Annotated in this window: 21 protein-coding genes; 6 read left to right on the top strand and 15 right to left on the bottom strand. The window is 40.5% G+C overall.

Annotated features, from left to right (window positions below; genetic code table 11):
- Window positions 1-127 precede the first annotated feature (127 nt).
- Together MKX62_RS15850 and MKX62_RS15845 are read left to right on the top strand one after the other, a co-directional pair.
- Window positions 128-511, top strand: coding sequence for a GntR family transcriptional regulator (locus MKX62_RS15850; RefSeq protein WP_187047322.1), 384 nt, complete (start codon window positions 128-130; stop codon window positions 509-511).
- Between the two features lie 4 nt (window positions 512-515).
- Window positions 516-1,622, top strand: a complete 1,107-nt coding sequence (locus MKX62_RS15845; protein ID WP_338652887.1) for a DUF1648 domain-containing protein — start codon at window positions 516-518, stop codon at window positions 1,620-1,622.
- 1,042 nt (window positions 1,623-2,664) lie between these two features.
- On the opposite strand, the gene MKX62_RS15840 is transcribed toward MKX62_RS15845, so the two are convergent.
- From MKX62_RS15840 to MKX62_RS15825, 4 genes are all read right to left on the bottom strand, one after another.
- Complete coding sequence (locus MKX62_RS15840) at window positions 2,665-2,844, bottom strand: hypothetical protein (RefSeq protein WP_340741819.1); 180 nt, start codon at window positions 2,842-2,844, stop codon at window positions 2,665-2,667.
- Window positions 2,845-2,990: 146 nt separating this feature from the next.
- Window positions 2,991-3,974 carry an NAD(P)/FAD-dependent oxidoreductase gene (locus tag MKX62_RS15835; protein ID WP_067207734.1) on the bottom strand — a complete coding sequence of 328 codons (984 nt, stop codon included), beginning with the start codon at window positions 3,972-3,974 and terminating at the stop codon, window positions 2,991-2,993.
- A gap of 170 nt (window positions 3,975-4,144) precedes the next feature.
- On the bottom strand, window positions 4,145-4,426 hold the full coding sequence (locus MKX62_RS15830; RefSeq protein ID WP_067207728.1) for a DUF6509 family protein: 282 nt from the start codon (window positions 4,424-4,426) through the stop codon (window positions 4,145-4,147).
- Between the two features lie 105 nt (window positions 4,427-4,531).
- Window positions 4,532-7,168 carry a cation-translocating P-type ATPase gene (locus tag MKX62_RS15825; protein WP_340741818.1) on the bottom strand — a complete coding sequence of 879 codons (2,637 nt, stop codon included), beginning with the start codon at window positions 7,166-7,168 and terminating at the stop codon, window positions 4,532-4,534.
- 978 nt (window positions 7,169-8,146) lie between these two features.
- Here MKX62_RS15825 and MKX62_RS15820 point away from each other — a divergent pair.
- Together MKX62_RS15820 and MKX62_RS15815 are read left to right on the top strand one after the other, a co-directional pair.
- The gene (locus MKX62_RS15820) at window positions 8,147-9,805 is read left to right on the top strand and encodes a M3 family oligoendopeptidase (RefSeq protein WP_399633108.1); all 1,659 of its coding nucleotides are present in this window, start codon (window positions 8,147-8,149) and stop codon (window positions 9,803-9,805) included.
- 348 nt (window positions 9,806-10,153) lie between these two features.
- Complete coding sequence (locus MKX62_RS15815) at window positions 10,154-10,591, top strand: SRPBCC domain-containing protein (protein ID WP_067207723.1); 438 nt, start codon at window positions 10,154-10,156, stop codon at window positions 10,589-10,591.
- 302 nt (window positions 10,592-10,893) lie between these two features.
- Here MKX62_RS15815 and MKX62_RS15810 read toward each other — a convergent pair whose 3' ends face one another.
- From MKX62_RS15810 to MKX62_RS15785, 6 genes are all read right to left on the bottom strand, one after another.
- Window positions 10,894-12,573: a formate--tetrahydrofolate ligase gene (locus MKX62_RS15810; protein WP_187047318.1), complete on the bottom strand. Its 1,680-nt coding sequence runs from the start codon at window positions 12,571-12,573 to the stop codon at window positions 10,894-10,896.
- Between the two features lie 102 nt (window positions 12,574-12,675).
- The gene (locus tag MKX62_RS15805; RefSeq protein ID WP_338656884.1) at window positions 12,676-13,659 is read right to left on the bottom strand and encodes a zinc-binding dehydrogenase; all 984 of its coding nucleotides are present in this window, start codon (window positions 13,657-13,659) and stop codon (window positions 12,676-12,678) included.
- 155 nt (window positions 13,660-13,814) lie between these two features.
- Window positions 13,815-15,230, bottom strand: coding sequence for an alanine/glycine:cation symporter family protein (locus MKX62_RS15800; protein ID WP_187047316.1), 1,416 nt, complete (start codon window positions 15,228-15,230; stop codon window positions 13,815-13,817).
- Window positions 15,231-15,448: 218 nt separating this feature from the next.
- Window positions 15,449-16,327, bottom strand: coding sequence for a metallophosphoesterase (locus MKX62_RS15795; RefSeq protein ID WP_338652893.1), 879 nt, complete (start codon window positions 16,325-16,327; stop codon window positions 15,449-15,451).
- The gene (locus MKX62_RS15790; protein ID WP_067207712.1) at window positions 16,327-16,827 is read right to left on the bottom strand and encodes a helix-turn-helix domain-containing protein; all 501 of its coding nucleotides are present in this window, start codon (window positions 16,825-16,827) and stop codon (window positions 16,327-16,329) included. The genes MKX62_RS15795 and MKX62_RS15790 overlap by 1 nt, the downstream gene beginning before the upstream one ends.
- Window positions 16,828-16,918: 91 nt before the next feature.
- Complete coding sequence (locus tag MKX62_RS15785; protein WP_067207709.1) at window positions 16,919-17,404, bottom strand: dUTP diphosphatase; 486 nt, start codon at window positions 17,402-17,404, stop codon at window positions 16,919-16,921.
- Window positions 17,405-17,495: 91 nt separating this feature from the next.
- Here MKX62_RS15785 and MKX62_RS15780 point away from each other — a divergent pair, with 91 nt between their 5' ends.
- The gene (locus MKX62_RS15780; protein ID WP_187047315.1) at window positions 17,496-17,876 is read left to right on the top strand and encodes a sigma-w pathway protein ysdB; all 381 of its coding nucleotides are present in this window, start codon (window positions 17,496-17,498) and stop codon (window positions 17,874-17,876) included.
- Window positions 17,877-17,903: 27 nt separating this feature from the next.
- Here MKX62_RS15780 and MKX62_RS15775 read toward each other — a convergent pair whose 3' ends face one another.
- The 5 genes from MKX62_RS15775 to thrS form a co-directional block, all read right to left on the bottom strand.
- Window positions 17,904-18,194: a DUF1294 domain-containing protein gene (locus tag MKX62_RS15775; protein WP_231885791.1), complete on the bottom strand. Its 291-nt coding sequence runs from the start codon at window positions 18,192-18,194 to the stop codon at window positions 17,904-17,906.
- Between the two features lie 225 nt (window positions 18,195-18,419).
- A complete protein-coding gene (rplT, locus tag MKX62_RS15770) occupies window positions 18,420-18,779 on the bottom strand; it encodes a 50S ribosomal protein L20 (RefSeq protein ID WP_067207704.1) in 360 nt (119 codons plus the stop codon).
- A 41-nt stretch (window positions 18,780-18,820) separates the two neighbouring features.
- Window positions 18,821-19,021 (bottom strand): 50S ribosomal protein L35, encoded by a 201-nt coding sequence (gene rpmI / locus MKX62_RS15765; RefSeq protein WP_067207701.1) that lies wholly within the window; start codon window positions 19,019-19,021, stop codon window positions 18,821-18,823.
- 27 nt (window positions 19,022-19,048) lie between these two features.
- On the bottom strand, window positions 19,049-19,555 hold the full coding sequence (gene infC / locus MKX62_RS15760) for a translation initiation factor IF-3 (RefSeq protein ID WP_067207698.1): 507 nt from the start codon (window positions 19,553-19,555) through the stop codon (window positions 19,049-19,051).
- A 400-nt stretch (window positions 19,556-19,955) separates the two neighbouring features.
- Window positions 19,956-21,890, bottom strand: a complete 1,935-nt coding sequence (thrS, locus tag MKX62_RS15755) for a threonine--tRNA ligase (protein WP_340741816.1) — start codon at window positions 21,888-21,890, stop codon at window positions 19,956-19,958.
- A 645-nt stretch (window positions 21,891-22,535) separates the two neighbouring features.
- Here thrS and MKX62_RS15750 point away from each other — a divergent pair.
- Complete coding sequence (locus MKX62_RS15750) at window positions 22,536-23,498, top strand: polysaccharide deacetylase family protein (protein WP_340741815.1); 963 nt, start codon at window positions 22,536-22,538, stop codon at window positions 23,496-23,498.
- Window positions 23,499-23,725 lie beyond the last annotated feature (227 nt).

Raw genomic sequence — 23,725 nt, 5'->3', positions numbered from 1 at the left:
TGAAAGGTGTTAATTGCGCAAGCGCAACTACGCCAAGGCGTAATTGATTAATGTAAACCAACACTTGCTCTATACATAATAGAACACTTTTGTTATAATAGAATTAGAACAGTTAGGAGGTAATCAAATGTTCATCCAAATCGAACCGGAATCGGATATACCAATTTACGCACAATTAGCCTCCCAACTAATCGAAGCGATTGCTCGTGGAAAACTGGTAGGCGGGGATGCGCTACCATCCGTTCGATCATTAGCAGCAGACCTTGGCATGAATATGCATACCGTCAATAAGGCTTACCATGAACTTGAAAGAAAAGAAATCATTCGGATTGTTCCAAAGTCAGGAGCTATCGTCAATCCTCTTTCACAAGATGACATTCGTGGGGATCATCTTGAAAGAATTTCCACAGAAATAAAACCAATCATCGCAGAAGCAATCGTGCTCGGGATGAAACCTGAAGCTATTAATAAATTAATTTCATCTATCATTTTATCTATTAAGGAGGAGTAAAGGAATGGAACTTACACTATTTTTAGTCATAATCGGTTTTCTATTTGTACTGCTATCCGCCACCCCATTTTTATTGAGACGGACAATTGCGTTCGGCGTAACGATTCCAGAAGGACATACAGACGACCCTACAATTGCTTCTTTCAAGAAAATATATGCCGCAACTATTTTCATTACCGGTCTCATTTCACTGATTGCTTATTTTACCTTGGCCAACACTAGTAGCCTAACGGAAGACAAAATTATCTTAACCGGATTAGCGATTCAGTTCGGTATCATCTTTTTGAGTATGGGGCTCTATTTTTACTTTCATGCAAAAACAACACGTCTTAAACAACTCAATGAATGGGGCTTACATTTGAAACAGGTCCGAATCGCTGATTTAGCTATCCGAACAAAAGACGAAATGCTTCCTTCATTTCTTTATGCTTTACCAATGATTATAACTATTGGCCTAATTGCCTATACTGCAACCCAATACAGTAGTATGCCTAGTATGATTCCAACACATTGGGGACCAAGTGGCCAAGCAGATGCCTTTAGTCCGAAAACACCTTTCTCCGTAATTGCCCTTCTACTCATTCTGTTGGTTATGCAAGGGATGATGCTTGGGATCAATGCATTCACAAAAAAGTCCGGCATTAAATTGAATGCCGCAAAACGAAAAACATCTCAAATTCAACAATTATCGTTCCGTAAATACACGAGTTGGTTATTATTTATGATAAGCGTACTCATGACCGTTCTTTTGGGATTCCTACAGCTTACGACAATCCATGAAGGACTTGGTAGTGCAGTACTTATGCTTGCATTACCGTTGGGTTTCTCACTAATCGTCCTTATAACGACAGCTATCTATGCTTTCAAAGTCGGTCAGAGTGGCTCACGGATCAATGTTGACATTGAAGATGATTCTATTGCTGGTATTACTGACGTCGATGACGATAAGTATTGGAAAGCTGGGATCTTTTATGTGAATAAAGACGATTCCTCCATTTTTGTTGAGAAAAGATTCGGTGTCGGTTGGACCATCAACTTCGCCAACCCGATTGGATACATCATCCTATTTGGCCCATTGCTACTCATCCTGGCTATCACTTTCTTTTTATAGTTTTAAATGCAGCATGTTTCAGAGATTAACGAATACACTACAGCTGTATATAAGCTGAACTAAAACCCATTATGAGCTACAAACCATGCAGAGTATTATTTTAAAACCCACCTTGGCCAAGGTGGGTTTTCTGTTGCTCATTCTACTAAAGCCCTCATTAGTGAAAAACCACTTAACAGCTAGTCCATCCACTTTAAATGATTGACCAAAATGGCGCACCACTAAATTATTTTTACTTTTGAATTTCATTTCTCCATTTCAAATAAGTGTAGAGCAATTGAACAGGTAAAGTAATTAATAATGCCGTAATCCAAATCTTTTTCTCTAGTTCAGGTATTTCTGAAATTAGCAGTACTATGATTGCGATAATACAAATTGGAATATATCATAAAGTTCTATATATGTTGAACAAATGAATACGGCGTATGCGCTTTACAAGGACTTTTGGGAGGCCACTGAAAAAATCTAGTACTTTGAATGAAATAGAAATCCTACGAATACCACTTCGACGCTTTGTGGATGCCTCCCGCGATAAGCCAGAAAGGAGACCGCTTTCTGGCTTATCGCTCCGGCTACCACGAAGACGCGCCTTCGCTGGATGGTCTATGTGAGAAAGCGCATTTCATTAGCTGTGATGAAATCCGAAACCTAGAGTGCGGATTTCTTGACTATAATTATATATGTTGAATCCGGTATATATACTGAGCCAAGGCGCCTTAACAGGGGTAGCCAACTGAATAACGAAGAGTTCGGTTTGTATAATTTCTGCGTTCTTTGCAGAAATTATACAGTTAATGCCAAGAGGTTATTCCAGATAGATTAAAGAATACCTCATCTGACTTATGGTGAGAGGCATCCCCTAGCGCCGTAGCGGTTCAATGGAATTCTTTATTTCAATTTTTATAGTATCAAATAGTAATCACCTTACAATCTCGCCCTATACATCTCAAAATCACATTTCTCTCGATAATGAACACCCTAGTGCAGGCGCGGCAAAGGGGTCGCCGAAGCCGTAAGACTGGATGCGAAGTCTAATCCAGGCTTACTGCGTAAGGCATCCCCAAAGCGCTAAGCGTTCTACAATCCACACCCGAATAAATACTCTCTCCTTATTGATCGCCATAGTAAATTTAGTGGGATTCTTTAATTCAACATATATGATAAAATTTTTTCTATAATTCAACTTCCAGTAAATAAAACCACTATCACGACCATTTTTCACAGTTAGCACCTCCTCTTTATGTACTACTACTATTGCGTTCTATATCGTAGGGAAGCTTCAAGCAAATCACTACTGATAAATATTTTCCCGAATTCCACGCAAAAAAAACCGCGCAAGGCGGTTTTTCAATTTACCATAAACTATATTTAACTAAAGATACTTGTACTATGAAGTGGTTGCAATCTTGCTTTTGGATCGACATAAGCTTTCGCATGATTCACCGCAATCGGCGCTTCGCCAAGTCCGACTGCGATTAGCTTCACCTTGCCTTCATAATTTGTAACATCTCCAGCTGCGTAGATACCTTCGATGTTTGTCTCCATACGCGTGTTAACCATAATCGAGTTACGATCCATTTCTAGACCCCAATCTTTCAAGGGCCCAAGAGAAGATATATTACCGTAGTTAACAATTAAATGATCCACGTCAAGACGTTCCTCAGTTCCGTCTTTTTCTGCTAAGACGATACCACTAACCTTGCCATCTTCCCCTTCAATCACTTTCACAGCACGGGAAGTTTTCACATCAACTTTCGATTCCATCAGTTGATTAACGCTCGTCTCATGTGCTGTAAAGCGTTCACGTCGGTGAACCAGTGTCACAGTTGAAGCGATATCCTCCAACATAAGTGACCAGTCAACCGCGGAGTCCCCACCGCCACAAACGAGTACATTTTTATCTTTAAAAATCGTCAGATCCTTAATGCTGTAATGAAGTGTATTTCCTTCAAAAAGTACTTCTTCAGGAAGACCAATCTTACGTGGTTGGAATGCACCGATTCCAGCAGTCAAAAGAATGGTACGTGTCAAATGAACGCCTTTATCTGTTTTAAGAATGAAATGATCTCCATCACGCGTTGCTGACATAGCCGTTTCACCGAGAAGGATTTCTGGTTTCGAATAATGAGCTTGCGTTACTAGATTCGCTACGAAATCTTTCGCAAGAATTTTTGGGAATCCGCCCACATCATATATATCTTTATCAGGATACAGTTCGATCAGCTGACCGCCAAGTTGTGGCAAGCTATCGATGATTTTTACCGACATTTCACGCATTCCAGCATAGAAAGAAGCGAAGAGTCCTGTCGGTCCTCCCCCGATAATTGTAATATCAACGATTTCGTTATTCATAGTTAAACACTCCAATTAGATTAGTCTCGGATAAAAGTTTTCTTCTTCTCTATCCACTCTACACATTATCTAACAAAATACAATAAAATACACATAATCTGATTTTCGAATTAAAGGTACTCAATAAAAGGCCTGTACACATCAAATGTGTACAGGCCTTTTATTTCTACCTATTCGCGATGCGCTCTGCAATATGCAAGAACAGTTTCTTTCTCGTCATCTTCCAATTCGAAATCAAGAACTTTCTCACTTGAACGCTCAAAGAAGTGATATGAAGCAATTCGACCTTCATCCTCGTCAATTGCAAAGATTACTCGAAGGCCCGTTCCACCTTCAGAATAAAGCTCGTCTTCTTCATCAAGATTAATGTACAATCGGTATTCATAACGCTCTCCAGCAATGATCCCAGTAGGATCGTTAATTTTTTTGATGATATACTCAGTAATTTCCATAGTAGTACCAACCTCTCACTTACAATTTTAGATTCCCCGGCTACAAAGCCACTACACTCCATAATACATCATTCAACACCAAAAGGGTTAACTTTGGCACATACCTTATTTTTTAATGAATTTAATCATTTCGTTTATCAAGAGAGGCAGCAGACTTAAAGCGGCAATAACTAGCCATTCCATAGGCCCTAGTGAATGCACACTAAAGACTTTTGCGATTGGACCAACTGACACGATAACCACTTGCAAAATGATTCCAAGCAAAATTGAGTAAATCAAGAATTTGTTTTTGAAAATCCCTGCTGTAAATACAGACTTATCCATCGACCTGAAGTTAAGGGAGTGAACAAGTTGGGAAAAACTTAGTGCGATGAAAGCCATTGTCTGTCCGTGAACTAGTGCGCTTTCTGGAATTCCCGATGAAAACAGGGCTAGGAAACTACCTTCATGCTCACCTGACATGTATACTCCAACCATGAAAGCGACGAGCGTAATCGCCCCAATCAAAATTCCGTTTAAAATCAAAAATGGAATAGATCCTCTGAATATACTCTCATGCCGGTGTCGTGGTTTTTCTTTCATTACTCCAGGCTCTTCAGGATCCACACCGAGTGATAGTGCTGGAAATGTATCTGTCACAAGATTTATCCACAGTATATGAATCGGACGCAATAGTAGCGGCCATCCTAGTAAAATCGCGGCAAAAAGCGCGATGATTTCACCTAGATTACATGACAATAGAAATATGACGGACTTCTTAATATTGCGGTAAATCACACGTCCCTCTTCGACAGCTTTCACGATTGACGAAAAATTATCATCTGTCAAAATCATGTCTGCTGCACCTTTTGCAACATCAGTTCCCGTAATCCCCATTGCCACGCCAATATCTGCCGCTTTTAATGATGGTGCATCGTTGACGCCATCCCCTGTCATCGACACTGTATGACCTTTCATTTTAAGTGCTTGTACAATCTTCACTTTATGTTCTGGCGAAACACGTGCATAGACATTAATCTCTCCGGTTTTTTCTACCAATTGATCCCCCGTTATCGAATCAATTGTTTTCCCTTCAATTACTTCTGATTTCTGAGTCGCAATTCCTAGTTCTTTCGCTATTGCAAATGCCGTGTCCTGATGATCACCAGTAATCATGACTGTTCGAATCCCAGCTTCTTTCGTCACTTTAATCGCGTCTTTCACTTCTTCACGCGGCGGGTCAATCATTCCGATAAGGCCTAGGAATGTCAATCCTTCTTCAGCTTGGTCTAGTTCCATGGCTTTGGCTTCTTCTACAATCTTATAGGCGGAGCCTAATACACGTAACGCTTTAGAAGACATCGCCATGGCCGCTTCCAGAATTGATTGCCGGTCGGCTTCATCAAGTATCCTTGACCCATCAGCTACTTCAATATGTGTACACTTCTGTAGGATGCCGTCAATAGCACCTTTTGTATGTGAAAAAATTGCATCTGCAGATCGATGTACCGTAGTCATTCGTTTCCGATTTGAATCGAATGGTAACTCCGTGATTCTAGGATAGTTATTATCCAACAGTTCTTTTTCCAGTCCGGATTCTGTCGCCGCTACGACAAGCGCAATCTCTGTTGGATCTCCTGTTTCTCCTGTTTTAGAATACGTCGCATCATTACACAATGCGATATTCTCAAACAACAATTTTTGTACCGGGTTTTTCAGATTAGCTTTACTTAACTCATTTAAAGTCCCATCTGCAAAAAACGTTGTAACCGTCATCCTATTTTGAGTCAACGTCCCGGTTTTATCAGAGCAGATAACATCCACAGAGCCTAGCGCTTCCACAGCAGGGAGTTTTCGGATGATAACGTTTTGCTTAATCATCCTTTGAACGCCGATTGCAAGGACGATTGAAACGATCGCAGGCATCCCCTCAGGTATTGCTGCAACTGCAAGACTGACCGCTAACATAAACATTTCCAAATAGCCACGCCCTTGAAGTATGCCAATCGTAAATATGATGACACAGATGGCAACAGCAGCAATGCCAAGATATTTACCTAATTGGGCAAGGCTTTTCTGAAGAGGCGTCTCGTCGTCCACTTCCTGGTCAAGCATGGTAGCCACTTTCCCTATTTCAGTCTTCATGCCTGTTGCAATAGCAATTCCTTTTGCACGCCCATATGTAGTCAATGTCGACATAAAGGCCATGTCTTTTCGATCTCCGATTGGCATTGAGGGATCTCCACTAAAATGTGCATCCTTTTCAACAGGCACAGATTCACCTGTCAGTGCCGCCTCTTCAATTTTCAAATTTACTGATTCAATTAGTCTGATATCACACGGAACATACCTGCCTGCATCAAGGAGAATGATATCACCTGGAACGACTTCTTCCGACGGTATCTCTTGCTTGACACCATCCCTTCTTACAAGTGCTTTAGGTACTGCCATATTTTTCAACGCTTGAAGCGCTTCCTCCGCTTTCGATTCCTGGACGACCCCCACAACTGCATTGATGATAACGACCAATCCAATAATAATTGAGTCTGCCACTTCCCCAAGTATTCCGGAAATAACAGCAGCAACGATTAATACATAAATTAACACATTATTGATTTGTGCAAAAATCCGTTGTATCAGCGTACGGCTTTTACTACCCGTAAGTTTATTCGCCCCGTATTCATCCAGCCTTTTATTCACTTCCTCTTCACTTAATCCAATTTCCACATCCGTATCCAGCAATTGTGCAGTTTCATTTCGCATTTTATTGTTCCCTCCATATACCTCTTAAATATCCAATCTATCACATGTGTTGATTTACCAAAAGCAACCAGTAAATGACTGAATCCAACACTAGGCACTTCTTGTACAATTACTTTTGGATTGCTTGGATTGAACGACCTCTATACGATTAACGAGGTGTCTTGATGTGAAGAAATCGCATGGTGCTTATTCATCCGTCGCTATCCAAATACATTCGTACACAAAGTACTAAAGATTTTCGGGACGAAAGAATAGCGGGCTTCTTATCTGGATAATAGTCGCCAAAGATACAATTTTGGCGACTGAAGCCTTCTCCATAGTCTTGTCTTTTTTAGTTAAGAAAGAGTCACTTTCTTATAGTCCATTTCATGATAAGATGCATACTCTTTACTAAAAGTAAGCAAGGAACACATTGTAGAAAGTACTAGAGTGCCCGAAATTGTATCTTCGGGCACTTACAACCTTTATAAAGAGTCATCTATTCTTTTTTTCTAAAGAAGCTGTATTTTTCACTTGAACGTTGTAGGAACGCGACAGGCAACTATTCGTAACAGGATTACTTAGGAGGAATGAACTGCAATTCCTCCCCAAAGGGTGTGGCTAGGAATGACGAAGTCATTTCTAGCCACACTTGCCCCTCAGTAAAGTTGTCATGAATAGCTCACCGAAAGCGGACCGGAAATGATCCAGTGAAAATAGAGTTTTTCAAGCCTTTCTTACCTGCTCTTTATGAAAGAAAACGGTTAATAAACAGACGTGCCAATGTAGACGACTATTTTCATACTTCTTCTATTACTATGCTTTAGTCATGATACTTCTTTAACAAGCTAATTTGACAAAATACATGAAAATCGTAAATTTCTTTTGCAATATTCCGGAACTTCGTGAACAATATAAAGAGTGAAGTAATTCACTAGTAAACTAGCAGGGGGAATCATTTTGATTAAATTTGAAGACTATCAATACTCAAAGCTCAATATGGCAGAAGTAAAACAAGACTTTGACGAGTTGCTACAGGAATTCCGTTCCGCAAGTTCTTATGACCAGCAAAATGAAGTCATTGAGAAGATCAACACGATTGGTAAAGACTACTCAACAATGGCCAACCTTGTCTATATCCGCGCATCCATCGATACAAACGATGAGTTCTATCAGAAAGAACGCGATTATTTCGACGAAATCGGACCTGAGTACCAAGAACTTGAAACCGCTTACTACAAAGAACTGGTTTCCACTCCTTTCAGAGCACAACTCGAAGAAAAATGGGGCACTCAACTATTCGCTTTAGCTGATAATGCCATAAAATCGTTTTCTCCAGAAATTGTTGGCTTGTTACAAAAAGAAAACAAACTAACTTCCGATTACTCGAAACTGGTCGCATCTTCACAAATCGAATTCGATGGTAAAACACTTACACTTGCTCAAATGGGACCCTATGCAGAATCTACGGACCGCTCCGTTCGTAAGTCAGCTATGGAAGCTTCCTACAAATTCTATGCTGACAACGGTGAAAAGTTCGACGTAATTTATGATCAACTTGTTAAGCTCCGTCATGAAATCGCGACGACACTTGGTTACAAAAACTTTGTGGAGCTTGGTTACCTAAGAATGGACCGTATCGACTATGATGCAAATATGGTGAAGAAATTCCGTGATCAAGTACGCGACCATATCGTTCCGCTCGCAAGCCGCCTTTATGCGCGCCAAGCTGAACGTATAGGCGTAGACGAATTGAAGTTTTACGATCAGTCCTTAGACTTCCTTACAGGCAATGCAACACCCCAGGGATCTCCTGACTGGATCATTGAAAACGGTAAAAAGATGTATGCTGAACTTTCACCTGAAACTGATGCATTTTTCAAATTCATGACGGACAAGAACTTACTAGACGTCGAAGCGAAGACAGGGAAAGAAGCGGGCGGCTATTGTACATTCATCGATAATTACGATTCGCCTTTCATCTTCTCTAATTTCAATGGAACTTCTGGAGATATCGATGTGTTAACGCATGAAGCCGGGCACGCATTCCAAGTGTTCTCTAGCCAGAATATTGGTATATCAGAATATATGTGGCCTACATCTGAAGGTGCAGAAATTCACTCAATGAGTATGGAGTTCTTCACATGGCCTTGGATGGAACTCTTCTTCAAAGAACAAACGGATAAATATAAATTCGCACACCTTAGCAGTGCATTGCTCTTTTTACCATACGGTGTCGCAGTCGATGAATTCCAGCATGTCATCTATGAAAACCCTGAAATGACAGCTGCAGAACGAAAAGCTGCATGGAAAAAGATCGAGAATATCTATCTACCTATGCGTGATTACGATGGCATTGAATACTTGGAATCGGGTGCTGTTTGGCAGCGTCAGGGTCACATTTATGAAAGCCCATTCTATTATATCGATTACACCCTTGCACAAATATGTGCGTTCCAATTTTGGAAACGCTCATTCGAGGACCGTGATGCGGCATGGAAAGATTATTTACATCTTTGCACACTCGGTGGTTCAAAATCATTTACAAAACTAGTCGCCGAAGCCAATTTAATATCACCTTTCGAAGACGGCTGTGTTGAGTCTGTTATCGGAACAATCGAATCATGGCTCGATTCGATTGACGATAAAGCACTTTAAAATAAAGTAAGTAGAAGCAGAAATGCTTCACGGTTTCTCTTCGGAGGTGCAAACAAGCAAATAACATTAAATTTCGTAGCCAAAACCACATTGTATTAGAGCATAAATTAGCACTGCAATTCGCAGTGCTTTTTTGATTTATATAGAACAACGAAGGTTCGCTTTTGGGCGTAATAATAAAAATCCTCCCAATTTATAAACGGACGGGATACTCTAAAGCGATGGAAAATTTTAATTTCTAAGTATTGTTGGTATAATAGAATATTGGAATTATTTATTATTGAACTAACGACAGTTTTTCTCAATGAAAATATTGACTTAGATCCAACATTTCAGGAGGTAGATATAATGACCAATATACTAATTGTAAAAGATGAAGTTCATATAGAGGCTACTCCTTCAAAAGTATGGGAGGTACTCATTAACCCAAAATATATTGCACAGTGGGATGAACTTCCAGAAAATTATCCTAGTGAAAATATGAGTAAGGGAAGTAAAGTGGTTTGGGAGCATCCTAACGGTGACCAGACTGTTACAACAATTATAAAAGCAGAAGAATTGAAGGAATTAAAACTTGCCTTATACTCATCAAATTGGGAAGTAAAACCGAATGAAGGTGATGTGGCATATCTGTTTAAGTTAGAAGACCTAAATGGTAGTACTTTACTAAAAATTGAAATTGGTGATTTTTCACTCCTAAAAGATGGGCAAGACTATTATGATGCCTCGGTAGAATTTGCATCTGAAGCAAAAAAAGTAATTAAAGAATTAGCTGGAAGTCTATAGGTATATTCTAATAATAGCTACACCTCTTATTATGCTAATCAGTGCTTTAGTTCAATAGGGAGGAAATTATTTCGTTGTTTTAAAAGCAAACACTGAATTACTGTTCAGTGTTTTTTATCGTTTATAGTTAATTATCATACCACGTATACACTCGCTTACTAAATTGCCACCTAAATAAACTGATTTAAATATGTTTGCTTCTAAGCGAAACATGATTCGAGACTTACTTAATTAACAATGAGGTTGTCCCCAATTATTTGGACAACCTCATTAAATTTATTACCTATCCACAATTTCAAAAATCACATTAAACCTACTGCATTGCCTTGTAAATCGATATCCATCTGAAGTGCTGCAGGCGTTTTCGGCAACCCGGGCATCGTCATAATATCCCCTGTCAAGCAGACAAGAAATCCTGCTCCAAGTTTCGGAATGATTTTTCTAACAGTAATAGTAAACCCTTCAGGGCGCCCAAGTATTTTCGGATCATCTGAAAATGAATATTGGGTTTTGGCCATACAAATCGGCAAAATTCCCCAGCCATTGTTCTCGATATTTTTGAGATCTTTTAACGCTTGTTCTGTAAATACAACACCCAATCCACCATATACTTTTTGAACAATAGCTGTAATTTTATCACTTACGGGCTGTTCTACATCATAGAGTGGAGCGAAATTATTTGGTTCATCCAGAAGCTTTAAAACTTCCTGCGCCAAAGCAATGCCACCATCTCCACCGCGTTCCCAGACATCAGTGAGTGCTACCCTTATTTCGTTTTCCTCACACCACTCAAAAATGACTTCCAGTTCTGCACCAGTATCCGTGATGAACTTGTTCAACGCAACGACCGGTTGGACACCGAATGCGCGAATGGTATCAATATGCTTAGCTAAGTTCACTAATCCATCCGTGACAGCCTGTACATTCTCCTCTGCAAGCTGGTTTTTCGGAACTCCGCCATGCATTTTAAGTGCACGTACTGTTGCCACAATAACAACTGCATCAGGTGAGAATCCACCTTGACGTGCTTTTATATTCATGAATTTCTCAGCACCTAAATCGGCACCGAATCCAGCTTCCGTAACGACGATATCAGCAAGTTTACGTGCCGTATTTGTTGCAATTAACGAGTTACAGCCGTGCGCAATGTTCGCAAAGGGTCCACCATGTATAAGTGCCGGAGTCCCTTCAATTGTCTGCACAAGGTTTGGTTTGAATGCCTCTTTCAGTAGAAGTACCAATGCCCCCTGGACACCAAGGTCTCGTACCGTTACCGCCTCTTTATCATACGTATAACCGATAACGATACGTGCAAGTCTTTCTTTCAAGTCTTGCAGGCTTGTCGCTAAACAAAAAATCGCCATAACTTCAGATGCGACTGTAATATCGAAACCATCTTCTCTTGGAACTCCTTGTGTAGGGCCGCCGAGTCCAATTGTTATGTTGCGTAATGCGCGATCATTCATATCCAAGACGCGTTTCCAAGTAATTCTCCGCGGGTCAATCCGAAGCACATTTCCGTGGTGAAGATGATTATCTATAAGTGCACTAAGCGCATTATTCGCAGTCGTAATTGCATGAATATCACCATTAAAATGTAGATTAATTTCTTCCATTGGCAACACTTGAGCATAACCACCGCCTGTAGCCCCACCCTTCATCCCCATAACAGGTCCAAGGGATGGTTCGCGTAAAGCAATCATTGTCTTTTCTCCGAGCTTTGAAAGGGCATCAGCAAGCCCTACAGTGACAGTCGACTTCCCTTCCCCCGCCGGCGTTGGGCTAATGGCTGTGACAAGAACCACTTTTCCATCCTTGCTACTCTCGGCTAACTTAGTTACATCAATTTTTGCTTTGAATCTGCCGTATGGTTCGACCGCTTCTTCGGGTATACCTGCCTCTTTGGCTATAGTCCAAATCGATTTCATCGTGGCCTGTGATGCTATTTGTAAATCAGTTAATGGCGATACTTTTTTTGTCATGTCTGTCCCACCTTTTTTATTTTAAGTATACCCCGGCTATATCCAAATAGCGGGATATCTCAGTAAATTTTATACGACATTATAATTAACTGAAGTACTACATCATTTCGTTACTTGCAGTACCACTTTTCCAAATTGCTTACTCTCTTCAATATAATCGAATGCCTCTGCCGCTTCATCCAAATTGAAGACTTTATCGACAATTGGACGTGTTCCATATTTTTCGACATGCGCAATCATGTCACGTAACTCTTCTCGACTACCTAACGTAGAACCGAAAAGTTGGTACTGTCCATAGAAAAACGCGCGCAAATCCAAGTCGACTGTATCATCAGTCGTTGCTCCAAAAATGACGATACGCCCGCCTTTTTTCAATAAACTAAGCGAACGATTAAACGTCGCCCGGCCAACACTTTCGATAACGAGGTCGATTGTCTCTCCTTCTAACTCCTTGTTCCAATCCCCATTCGTATCAAGAGCGATGTCCGCGCCAAGGTCAAGCGCCTGTTTTCGCTTAGCTTCACTGCGGGAAGTAACAATCACACGTGCTCCAACGTTTTTAGCGAATGAAATAAGATACGTGGCTACTCCACTGCCGGCACCTGGGATGAAAACTGTATCCCCCGCTTTCAATCCCCCTTTAGTAAATAGTGCACGATAACCTGTTAAACCCGCTAACGAAAGTACCGCTGCCTCTTCCCAGGACAAGTGAGTGGGTTTCCTTTCAATCTGTTCAGCCGAAATAGCAATTTTCTCAGCAAATGTCCCATTATCTGGCATTCCTAAAATATCAAATTCTGCCGGTGGGGCATCGCTGTTTTCAAACCAACGTAGCGAAGGATTAATCATTACTTCATCCCCGACTGCAAACGCCGTTACTCCTGCACCTACTGACTCAATAATTCCTGCACCGTCAGATCCTAGCGTCAATGCTTGTGCCTCATTCCCCCTACGTCCAGGTATATATAAGTCTCGACGGTTCAAACCTGCCGTCTGAATCGCAACGACGACTTCACCACTTGCTGCAACTGGTTCTTTCATGTCACCTATTTTCAACTGCCCTAATTCATGGATAAATGCTTTCATCTTAATCATCCTTTCTTAAGTGCATACTATCTCTATCATACCTTAATAGTTACCTTTTTTCACACTCTTCTAAATAGTAAACGAAATGAAAGAAGGCAAGAAACCAATTATAGTTCAAATAGGTTTCTTGCCTTCTTAACAATTGAAGTAATCTTTTATTTGCCGTCGCTTATCTTTTCATCTTCCCAACATTCTGCACCTTTTAGCCCGGGAATCGTACTAGACTTGAATATAGGATTGAGTCCTCTTTTTCGTTGTTCTGTATAATCATCTAGTGTTTTGAATGCCACTTTTCCTAGAAGGAAGATAACTATTAGATTAATGACTGCCATCATGCCCATGAAGAGGTCCGCCATGTTCCAAACAAGATCCACTTTTGCAAGCGTTCCAAACATGACCATCGCGAGTACACCAAAACGGTAAAGAGTTAACCATATTTTATTCGCGTTGATAAATTCAATATTCGTCTCGCCATAATAATAGTTTCCAATAATTGAACTGAAAGCAAAAAACAAAATGGCAATTGCCAAGAAATAAGGTGCCCACTCTCCTACATGTACACCAAGGGATGTCTGCGTCAAGAGAATTCCATCCACTTCACCTGTATTATAAAGATCGGCAAGAATAATAATGAACGCCGTTGCAGAACAGATGATGATTGTGTCAAAAAACACACCTAGACTTTGAACAAGACCCTGTTTTGCCGGATGCGATGTACTTGCAACCGCAGCAGCGTTCGGTACACTCCCCATACCTGCCTCATTGGAGAATAGTCCACGTCGCACTCCTTGCATAATCGCTGCCCCGACTGCCCCACCGACCGCTTCGTTCATTCCAAATGCGCTCGTGAAGATTAGTTTAAATACTGCGGGAACCTCATTTATATTCATAATAACGACATATAAAGCAACAATAATATAGAGAATAGCCATAATCGGAACGATAACTTGTGTGACGTTGGCAATCCGTTTAACGCCTCCGAAAATAACAAGAGCCGTTATAAAAATAAGAACTAATCCAATAACCCATTTTTCAATATGAAACACACTATTGAATGATAAACTTATTGTATTTGACTGTACAGCATTAAAAATAAAACCGAAGCAAAGTGTCAGCAAAATAGCGAATATGATACCCAGCTTCCGATTCCCCAAAGCCTTTTGCATATAATAAGCAGGCCCTCCCCTGAATGTATCGCCGTCCTTCACTTTATACACTTGCGCGAGCGTACTTTCGATAAACGCAGTCGCCATTCCGATTATCGCAATGACCCACATCCAGAAAACTGCGCCTGGCCCTCCAATGCCAATTGCAAGGGCAACCCCAGTGATATTCCCTGTTCCAACCCGTGATGCAGCACTAATTGTAAACGCTTGAAAGGAAGATATCCCGCCCTTCACTTCCGGTTTTTCCACTATAAGTTTAAACATTTCACCAAACAGGCGAAACTGTACAAATTTCGTTCGAATCGTAAAATAAATACCTAAACCAATTAACAAACCGATTAGGATATACGACCATAAAAGGTTATTCCCTGTCGTTACAATCCACTCTAAAGCACTTTGAATCATTTCTAGTTCCTCCCTATTCCATTTTTAACATTCGCAGTGTAATTTTTATACACATGTCAAAAATGCCTTTACCTTAACTACGGATACTTTCACGTTAAGTACATATCATATCCTATTTCGACAAATGAGAATAGCAGTTATTTAATGGGATTTTACGGTAGATTCTATTATTATTTTCAACAAAAAAACCTCCTTCAATAATCGAAAGGAGGCTAGGACTATTCTATTGTGCGTAATGTGACAACTACTATTTCCGGTTGATTGAACAGCCTCACTGGAATGATGCTATTGCCCAGGCCGCGACTGACTACCAAGTCGCTGCCATTCTTCTCATGGACGCCTGATGAATATTTGGGAAACCAACCTTGTCCGGGTGAAACGAGGCCACCTATCCCTGGTATACGAAACTGTCCGCCATGAGCATGACCACTGAACGTCACATCTATCCCGGCTTCAGCGTATACATCAAATTGCTCAGGTCTATGTGACAATAGCACTTTAAACATCTCATCAGGTATATTTTCAAATGCTTGTTCTATCGATATTTTAACGGCTTCATCATCTTCAAGCTCACTTGCCAGCGGATCTTCAATTCCTCCTATTGCTATTGAACTATCGGGAAACAATGTTATTACATCCGCTTCGTTCGATAAGACACGAACCCCCAAGTCTTCGAGAGCCCCCTTAATACGGTCCATATCCTGCGTAGCGATTTCATGGTTTCCTGTCACGTAATAGATTGGAGCGACAAATTTAAGCTCTTCAATAAGAATCAGACTTTTTTCAAGATCGTAGCGGTTACTGTCGATAAAATCACCCGTAATGAATATCGCTTGAGGCGTGATCATTTTCACCCTATCAACAACATGTGAATGGTTTTCACCCAATTCGGCATCATGTAAATCAGAAATCTGGACGATAGTATATTTGTCGTAATTAGCAGGGATCTTGTCCGACGCAATTTCATAATGCGTTACCCCGACTGTTGTATTTCCTTTATATACGACAAAGCAAAGAAGGACAAGTATGAATAAGATGAAAAACCATTTACGCCGTAAGGGCATCTTTTTTTTCGTTGTATTCGTAGTCGTTTTCATTACAACCAGCGTTTTTTCAACCTTGCAAGTTCTAAAAGTTCTAGGACCTCTTTTTTCGGCAGTTCTGTCAGTATCGCAAGCATTTCGATTTCTGCACGTTTTCTGCCCTTTCCGCTTCTATACGTTTCTTTGTGTATAGCATCAAGTTCTGCATACAGTTCGTCTGTATGACTCGTTTGTTCTTGTTCTTGCGTTTCTATATCGCTAATAACATTTTCTCTCAATTTGTCGTAAAGCATATCTACATTTGCAGATCCCGTGCTTTTAAACGGTTTTGACGTCTTCGAATTCCCTAGAATCAGCTCATCAGTTGTAACATTAAAGCGTTCAGATATTTTTGCCACCCAAGCCGCCGATGGAGCATTCTTCCCTTTTTCCCAATCTTTAATACGACTTGCTGACGTTCCTATAGCTGCTCCGAATGCCATCATTGATAATCCGCGTTCTTCACGCAATTTCTTTAACCTTATACCAAAATCCTCTTTGTTCCAATCGTTCACATTTACGCCCCCTAAAAAGTTTATATACAACTCTATTATTTTTTATCTGGAGGCTTCTGTCAATCTATTTTTTGATTTTTCTATAAAACAATTAATAACCTGTTTTTTGACGGTTATAATTTTCTTCATTCTTCGCTAAGTACGCACCAATAATATCTTCATTTGTGAAACCAAGTTTTTTAGCAATGGCCCCATAATGAATCCAGACTTTCTCATAAGCCGTCATGCTAAGTTCATTCAGGAAACAGTGAATAGCAGCCGTAGTTTCTAGGAATAATTGTGTCAATTCTCCTTCAACTTCACCTTCCGGCCAATTTGTTAGCGTATGTAAGTCCTTTTCTATACCCAAGGAAAGTAGAAAATGAATCGAATCTACATATTCTTCAAGAATCACAGCATCATCTGAAGGACCTTTTGTGCTCCAAAATTTGAAACAACGCGTTTCATTCGCAAGTTCCGCGAGTTCAATTAAGAGTGCAAGTCCTTTTTCTAGAAAAACATCTGTTTTTTCCTCTCTGTTATTTTGGATAAATAAATCGAGTTCACGTTGCATGGTAAATAGTTTTGACAGTTGCATAAAAAAACCTCCATTTTTTTAACTATATTGAAACTTTTCAGATTGTCATCCGTATAAGATAGTATCTATAAATTCATAAGGGGGATCCGTTATGGGATTACTGATCCGCTTGATCATTATTGCTTTTATCATTTATTTAGTCTACCGCGGGATTCGTTATTTGACGGACCCCAAAAGAAAGCTTGATGATGCATACGCGGAGGAAAAGTATTATTTCTATGATGAAGTAAATAATGTGCGAAAAAATTTCTTCCTATCGTATAAAGGCGCTATGTTTGAGGGTGAAAAATACTTAGATACAACAGATGATTCCATTGACGTCATCTCCATTTTCGTTTGGGTGAAAGATGAAACAAAACTTCAAGATTTCACAAAAGCGGATTTTGATTTTCTTTCATCCACAATCTTATCCAACTACCCCAAAGCCGCTATTAGTTGGAAAAATCCAATCGAACGACTAATGGAACAATAGAACAAGCCCGTTGAAAACCGGGCTATTTTACACTTCCATCATTCCTGGTAGGGTAACACCTAGAAGATAGAGTATGCCAATACCATAGGCAATTGCTAAAATAAGAAAGCCGATCCGGAAAGATGTACGTCTTGTCTTATGACGGAATGTTTGCATCCCAAGATATGCACCAATGCCTCCACCAAGCAGTGCAAGCGTCCATAAATTCTTTTCAGGTATTCGTTGTCCTTTTCTCTTTGCCTGACGCTTATCATACCCCATCGTAATAAATGCCCAAACGGACATAATTGCAATCCATCCTAATAGTGTCGTTTGCAAGTATGATTCCCCTCTTTTCTTTCTCTACTTACATTTTACACTGTTTAGCAGTCAGAGAGTAATAATATAATTCTTTAAACTGTACGACAGATTCACGGATCTATAAGATCCTCTTCCTAAACTCCTCAATACGAAAACTTTACCGTCGCCGTAAAAAAAACAAATAAAAAAGTCGCCTCGCACCCAGATTAACTCTGGACCGTTTGGCGACTTTTATTGACGTTCTTATTTAGCGATTGATTTTTTCGCTGCATCTGCAAGTTGTGTGAACGCTTGCGCGTCAGTCACTGCAAGATCAGCAAGCATTTTACGGTTAACATCAATGCCAGCTACTTTCAAGCCGTGCATAAGAGTGCTGTAAGAAAGACCGTTGATACGTGCAGCCGCATTGATACGTGTAATCCAAAGTTTACGGAATTCACGTTTCTTCTGACGACGGTCACGGTATGCATAGTTGAATGATTTCATTACCTGTTGGTTTGCTACCTTGTAAAGTCTATGTTTTGAACCAAAGTAACCTTTTGCTAATTTCAATACTCGATTACGACGCTTGCGCGTCACTGTTCCACCTTTTACGCGTGGCATAGTTCATTACCTCCTGCTTTTCTGTCCGATTGTGTTTTAAATTATTTCATGTAAGTGATCATTTGACGAATGCGTTTGAAATCGCCTGAAGAAACTAGTGAAGCTTTACGCAGGTGACGTTTCGCTTTTGTCGGTTTGTTTGCAAACAAGTGACTTGTGTAAGCACGGCCGCGTTTCAATTTACCAGAACCGGTTTTTTTGAAACGTTTCGCTGAGCCGCGGTGAGTTTTCATTTTTGGCATGTTCTGTTCCTCCTAAATCATTCATTGTTACTCTTTTTCAGCAGTTGGTGCAAGCACTAGGAACATGCTGCGGCCTTCCATCTTCGGTCGTTGTTCAACCGTAGATACATCTTTGCACGCTTCTGCGAAACGGTCAAGGACACGCTGTCCGATTTCCTTGTGCGTAATCGCACGTCCACGGAAACGGATTGAAGCTTTAACTTTATCGCCTTTTTCAAGGAACTTGACAGCGTTCCGTAGTTTTGTCTGGAAATCATGCTCATCGATTGTCGGGCTTAACCGAACTTCTTTAAGCAAAATGATTTTCTGATTCTTACGGACTTCGCGATCCTTTTTCTGCTGTTCAAATTTGAACTTTCCGTGGTCCATGATACGAGCCACTGGGGGTTTCGCTGTTGGTGCTACAAGGACAAGATCCAAATTCGCAAGAGCGGCAATTTCAAGTGCCTCAGTGCGTGTTTTGATTCCGAGCTGATCGCCGTTGTGATCAATAATGCGTAGCTCGCGGGCACGGATGCCCTCATTTACGTACATGTCTTTGCTAATAGTAATCCACCTCCGGATATTTCTCGAATACATGGTTTGGGTATACCGTCCGGTTCGGGTCGGCCCCACAGGTCCATCCAATTAAAAAAGGTAGACAAATTGGATTTGTCTACCCGCGTATGTGTACGTGCAAATGCACGGCACTTCACTCATGTTTTAACCCGTCAACAACGTCTAGGCGTCGAACAGGTGAGAAGCGGGTAGCCTCTTCTTATACCACAAACTGTATTCAGTCATTACTAACCTTAATTACTTTACCATGTGATAGTAAACTTGTCAACATGTTTTAATCTGCGGCTTGGCTAATTCACGGTTACCGCATTGCTTTCATCGCTGAAAACATGCGTTAAAATTTATATAGTTAGTGTTTGACCACTGCTGTATAAATTTAAATACTTGTAACTTCTTCTTTTAGTCTAGCAAGGAATTCGTCGAATGGCAAGCTTTCAGATTGCTGTTCGCCGTATTTACGAACGTTCACTTCGCCTGATTCGACTTCTTTGTCTCCAAGAACGAGCATATAAGGTACTTTTTGCATCTGTGCTTCTCGTATCTTGTAACCAATTTTTTCATCACGGCTATCAATATTAACGCGGAATCCAGCAGCAACCAATTTTTCACGAACGCCATCTGCATAATCAAAATGCGCATCTGGTGAAACTGGAATTACTTCAACTTGGACAGGTGCCAACCAAGTTGGGAATGCACCTTTGTATTCTTCAATTAGGAATGCAACAAAACGTTCCATAGTTGAAACAACGCCGCGGTGAATGACGACTGGACGATGTTGTTTTCCATCTTCGCCAACGTATGTTAGATCGAAACGTTCAGGAAGCAAGAAGTCGAGTTGCACTGTTGACAATGTTTCTTCCATACCAATTGCTGTTTTCACTTGAACGTCAAGTTTAGGTCCGTAGAATGCAGCTTCCCCTTCTGCTTCAACATAGTCAAGACCAAGTTCATCCATCGCTTCTTTCAGCATTGTTTGTGCACGATTCCACATTGCATCGTCATCAAAATATTTCTCTTTATCCGCTGGATCGCGGTAAGAAACACGGAATGAATAATCCTCGATATTGAAATCTTTATAAACGTCAATAACAAGTTGGACAACGCGTTTGAACTCATCTTTAATCTGATCCGGACGAACAAAGATATGCGCATCATTCAACGTCATTCCACGAACGCGCTGCAAGCCTGATAGTGCTCCGGACATTTCATAACGGTGCATTGTACCAAGTTCCGCAATACGTAACGGCAGGTTTCTGTATGAATGAATTCCATTTTTATAAATCATCATATGATGAGGGCAGTTCATTGGACGCAAAACAAGGTCTTCGTTGTCCATACTCATTACAGGGAACATGCCGTCCTGATAATGATCCCAGTGGCCTGAAGTTTTATATAATTCGACGCTACCGAGAACTGGTGTATAGACATGATCATAGCCAAGCCTCTGTTCCTTATCAACGATGTATCTCTCGATGATTCGGCGAATCGTTGCTCCCTTAGGCAACCACATTGGCAAGCCCTGACCCACTTTTTGAGAGTTCATGAAAAGATTAAGTTCTTTCCCTATTTTACGGTGATCTCGCTCTTTAGCTTCTTCCAAAAGACGAAGATGTTCTTTTAGTTCATCTTTTTTAAAGAACGCTGTACCGTAAATTCGTTGTAGCATTTTGTTATTCGAATCGCCGCGCCAGTAAGCGCCTGCGATGCTAAGAAGTTTGAATTCCTTTAACTTCCCTGTAGATGGAACGTGAACACCACGGCACAAGTCGATGAAGTCGCCTTGTTCATAAATAGACACTTGCTCGCCCTCAGGAATCGCTTCTAGAAGTTCTAGTTTGTATTCGTCATCGATTTCTTCAAAACGCTTTTTCGCCTCTTCACGAGATACATCATGACGAATTACTTCCACGTTTTCAGCAATAATTCTTCTCATCTCTTTTTCAAGTTCTGGTAAGTCTTCTGCTGTAATCGGTTCAGGCGAATCAATATCATAATAAAATCCGCTTTGGATAACTGGCCCAATACCTAGTTTTGCATTAGGAAACTTACGTTTTACAGCTTGTGCAAGAAGATGTGCTGTACTGTGGCGTAATATTTCAAGCGCTTCCGGTGATTGAGGTGTGATAATCGCGATATCACCGTCCTCATAAATTGCTGATTTCAAGTCTACTAACTTGTCTCCAGCTTTACCTGCCAGCGCACTTTTTCGCAGTCCCGGGCTAATTGATCCTGCTACGTCTTCTGTAGTTGTGCCTTGTGGAAATTCTTTCACGGCACCATCTGGAAATTTCAAATTAATCATATTTGTCATTGTTAAGCACTCCTCATTTATTATTATTGGAAAACAAAAAAAGCCCCATCCCTGGAAAGGGACGAAGCTTTAGCTCGCGGTTCCACCCTTCTTCCTTCAATCCGGAACACTTGAAAAGCGTAAGTGGCCTGTTTAGACCGCTGAAGCTAGACAAACGTACCGAAAAGATGAAGCTTGACGTCGGGTAACGGACCGGATTCCGTCATCGGTTACTGCACTGTTCACCGATGCTGCTCCAAGGTGGTAAATCATCCTTCTATCCTTCAGGGCTTCCAGCCAATGGCCCCGTTCTCTTTAGGTAGACGAAAAGATTGTTGTCCTCTTCCAAGCATTTCAGATTATTAATTAAAACTGAGTATACGTCGATTACGTAATAAATGCAAGTTCGTTCTACATGTATCTCCATAATTCATTGCATTAATAATTATAAAACAACCTAATCCTCTAGGTTCCTCCAGCTGTTTTTCTATTTATTTAGATTGCAGTGTTGCCAGATAATCAAAAGTATAGTCCTTAGATGAACGGGAAGCCTACTAGTATCAAGATATTGAATGGAGGATTTACCATGGAACAAAGTGATAAAGCTGCCGTAGATTGGCCTGAACATCTTCAATTAGTTAAATGTATTGCATATGAGGAAAAAGAATGAAAAAGATCATTTACATGATTATGATTTTTATTGTGCTAGTCTCAGTGCCGAGCATTCTCATTAAGACATTTACAGCTATTTCTTCAAAGCCTGACGCCGAAAGCTCCATCACTACTTTCTCAGAAGCTGATAATGATGAACTTATTAAAATGATTTCAGCTTATAATGACCAACATAAAATTGAACCTATTAACGCTAAAATCGACAGAGTCTGGAAAGCAATACCCGGATATAATGGCTTAGAAGTAGATATTGAAGCCAGCTATAAGAACATGAAACCCAGCACAGATATTGATACAAATAAAATCATTTTCAAGGAAACTTCTCCGGAAATCCATTTGAGCGATTTAGAACCCTCACCGATTTATCGTGGGAATCCTGAAAAACCAATGGTAGCCCTACTCATAAATGTCGCTTGGGGCAATGAGTACATTCCGGGTATCCTGAAAACATTATCAGACAACCAGGTAAAGGCAACATTCTTTTTTGATGGTAGTTGGGTTAAAAATAATCCCGATCTGGCTACAATGATTAACCTTGAAGGTCACGAAATCGGCAACCATGCTTATAGTCACCCCGACCTTAAACAGCGTTCTCGAAATGAAACAGTGAATGAATTGAAAAAAACAAATGATGTAATTGAGGAAACTCTCGGTATAAAACCGATATGGTTTGCACCGCCAAGTGGAAGTTTTAATCAGGAAACCATTTTGGTCGCCAATGAGCTTGGCATGAAAACCATTCTATGGACGGTCGATACAGTTGACTGGAGAAAGCCAGCAACCTCCGAAATGGTTGTGCGTGTTGTCTCTGGGGTAAGTAACGGTGCGATGGTTCTAATGCACCCCACAAAAGCCGTTTTTGAAGGACTGGAAACTATGATAATTGAAATTAAAGGGAAAGGGCTTCGACTAGGTACCGTAAGTGATTTAATGAGCGAAAAGCGGATAGATGACTAAAACCATCCCTAGTAGCAACTGAATTTTATAGTGAGGTATAAGGGAGATAAAGTGAATAACGAGGACATTCATCCGCCCGATATTGATATGGTAAATTTACAATCATTCAGGCTTCTTTTCCGAAGAATTTGAGCCAGAAAGAACAAAACATCAAATTCTGTGCAGGGGTAAATAGGGAGTTTGTAGCATTATTGTTATCAATTACGAAACGCGAAGGCTTGTTAAAA

The organism is Sporosarcina sp. FSL K6-5500 (genome assembly GCF_038005665.1).
Lineage (GTDB): Bacteria > Bacillota > Bacilli > Bacillales_A > Planococcaceae > Sporosarcina > Sporosarcina psychrophila.
The sequence above is the reverse complement of the archived record's forward strand: the minus strand, read 5'-3'. Positions and strand labels throughout refer to the sequence as shown.

Coding starts and splice junctions, on each gene's coding strand:
- MKX62_RS15800 (WP_187047316.1), bottom strand. CDS start 15,230: ATGATTCAAAGTGCTTTAGAGTGGATTGTAACGACAGGGAATAACCTT.
- infC (WP_067207698.1), bottom strand. CDS start 19,555: ATGTACGTAAATGAGGGCATCCGTGCCCGCGAGCTACGCATTATTGAT.
- MKX62_RS15810 (WP_187047318.1), bottom strand. CDS start 12,573: ATGACAAAAAAAGTATCGCCATTAACTGATTTACAAATAGCATCACAG.
- MKX62_RS15785 (WP_067207709.1), bottom strand. CDS start 17,404: ATGCAACTGTCAAAACTATTTACCATGCAACGTGAACTCGATTTATTT.
- rpmI (WP_067207701.1), bottom strand. CDS start 19,021: ATGCCAAAAATGAAAACTCACCGCGGCTCAGCGAAACGTTTCAAAAAA.
- MKX62_RS15830 (WP_067207728.1), bottom strand. CDS start 4,426: ATGGAAATTACTGAGTATATCATCAAAAAAATTAACGATCCTACTGGG.
- MKX62_RS15750 (WP_340741815.1), top strand. CDS start 22,536: ATGAAAAAGATCATTTACATGATTATGATTTTTATTGTGCTAGTCTCA.
- MKX62_RS15835 (WP_067207734.1), bottom strand. CDS start 3,974: ATGAATAACGAAATCGTTGATATTACAATTATCGGGGGAGGACCGACA.
- MKX62_RS15795 (WP_338652893.1), bottom strand. CDS start 16,327: ATGAAAACGACTACGAATACAACGAAAAAAAAGATGCCCTTACGGCGT.
- thrS (WP_340741816.1), bottom strand. CDS start 21,890: ATGACAAATATGATTAATTTGAAATTTCCAGATGGTGCCGTGAAAGAA.
- rplT (WP_067207704.1), bottom strand. CDS start 18,779: ATGCCACGCGTAAAAGGTGGAACAGTGACGCGCAAGCGTCGTAATCGA.
- MKX62_RS15780 (WP_187047315.1), top strand. CDS start 17,496: ATGGGATTACTGATCCGCTTGATCATTATTGCTTTTATCATTTATTTA.
- MKX62_RS15845 (WP_338652887.1), top strand. CDS start 516: ATGGAACTTACACTATTTTTAGTCATAATCGGTTTTCTATTTGTACTG.
- MKX62_RS15805 (WP_338656884.1), bottom strand. CDS start 13,659: ATGAAAGCATTTATCCATGAATTAGGGCAGTTGAAAATAGGTGACATG.
- MKX62_RS15820 (WP_399633108.1), top strand. CDS start 8,147: ATGGCAGAAGTAAAACAAGACTTTGACGAGTTGCTACAGGAATTCCGT.
- MKX62_RS15825 (WP_340741818.1), bottom strand. CDS start 7,168: ATGCGAAATGAAACTGCACAATTGCTGGATACGGATGTGGAAATTGGA.
- MKX62_RS15815 (WP_067207723.1), top strand. CDS start 10,154: ATGACCAATATACTAATTGTAAAAGATGAAGTTCATATAGAGGCTACT.
- MKX62_RS15850 (WP_187047322.1), top strand. CDS start 128: ATGTTCATCCAAATCGAACCGGAATCGGATATACCAATTTACGCACAA.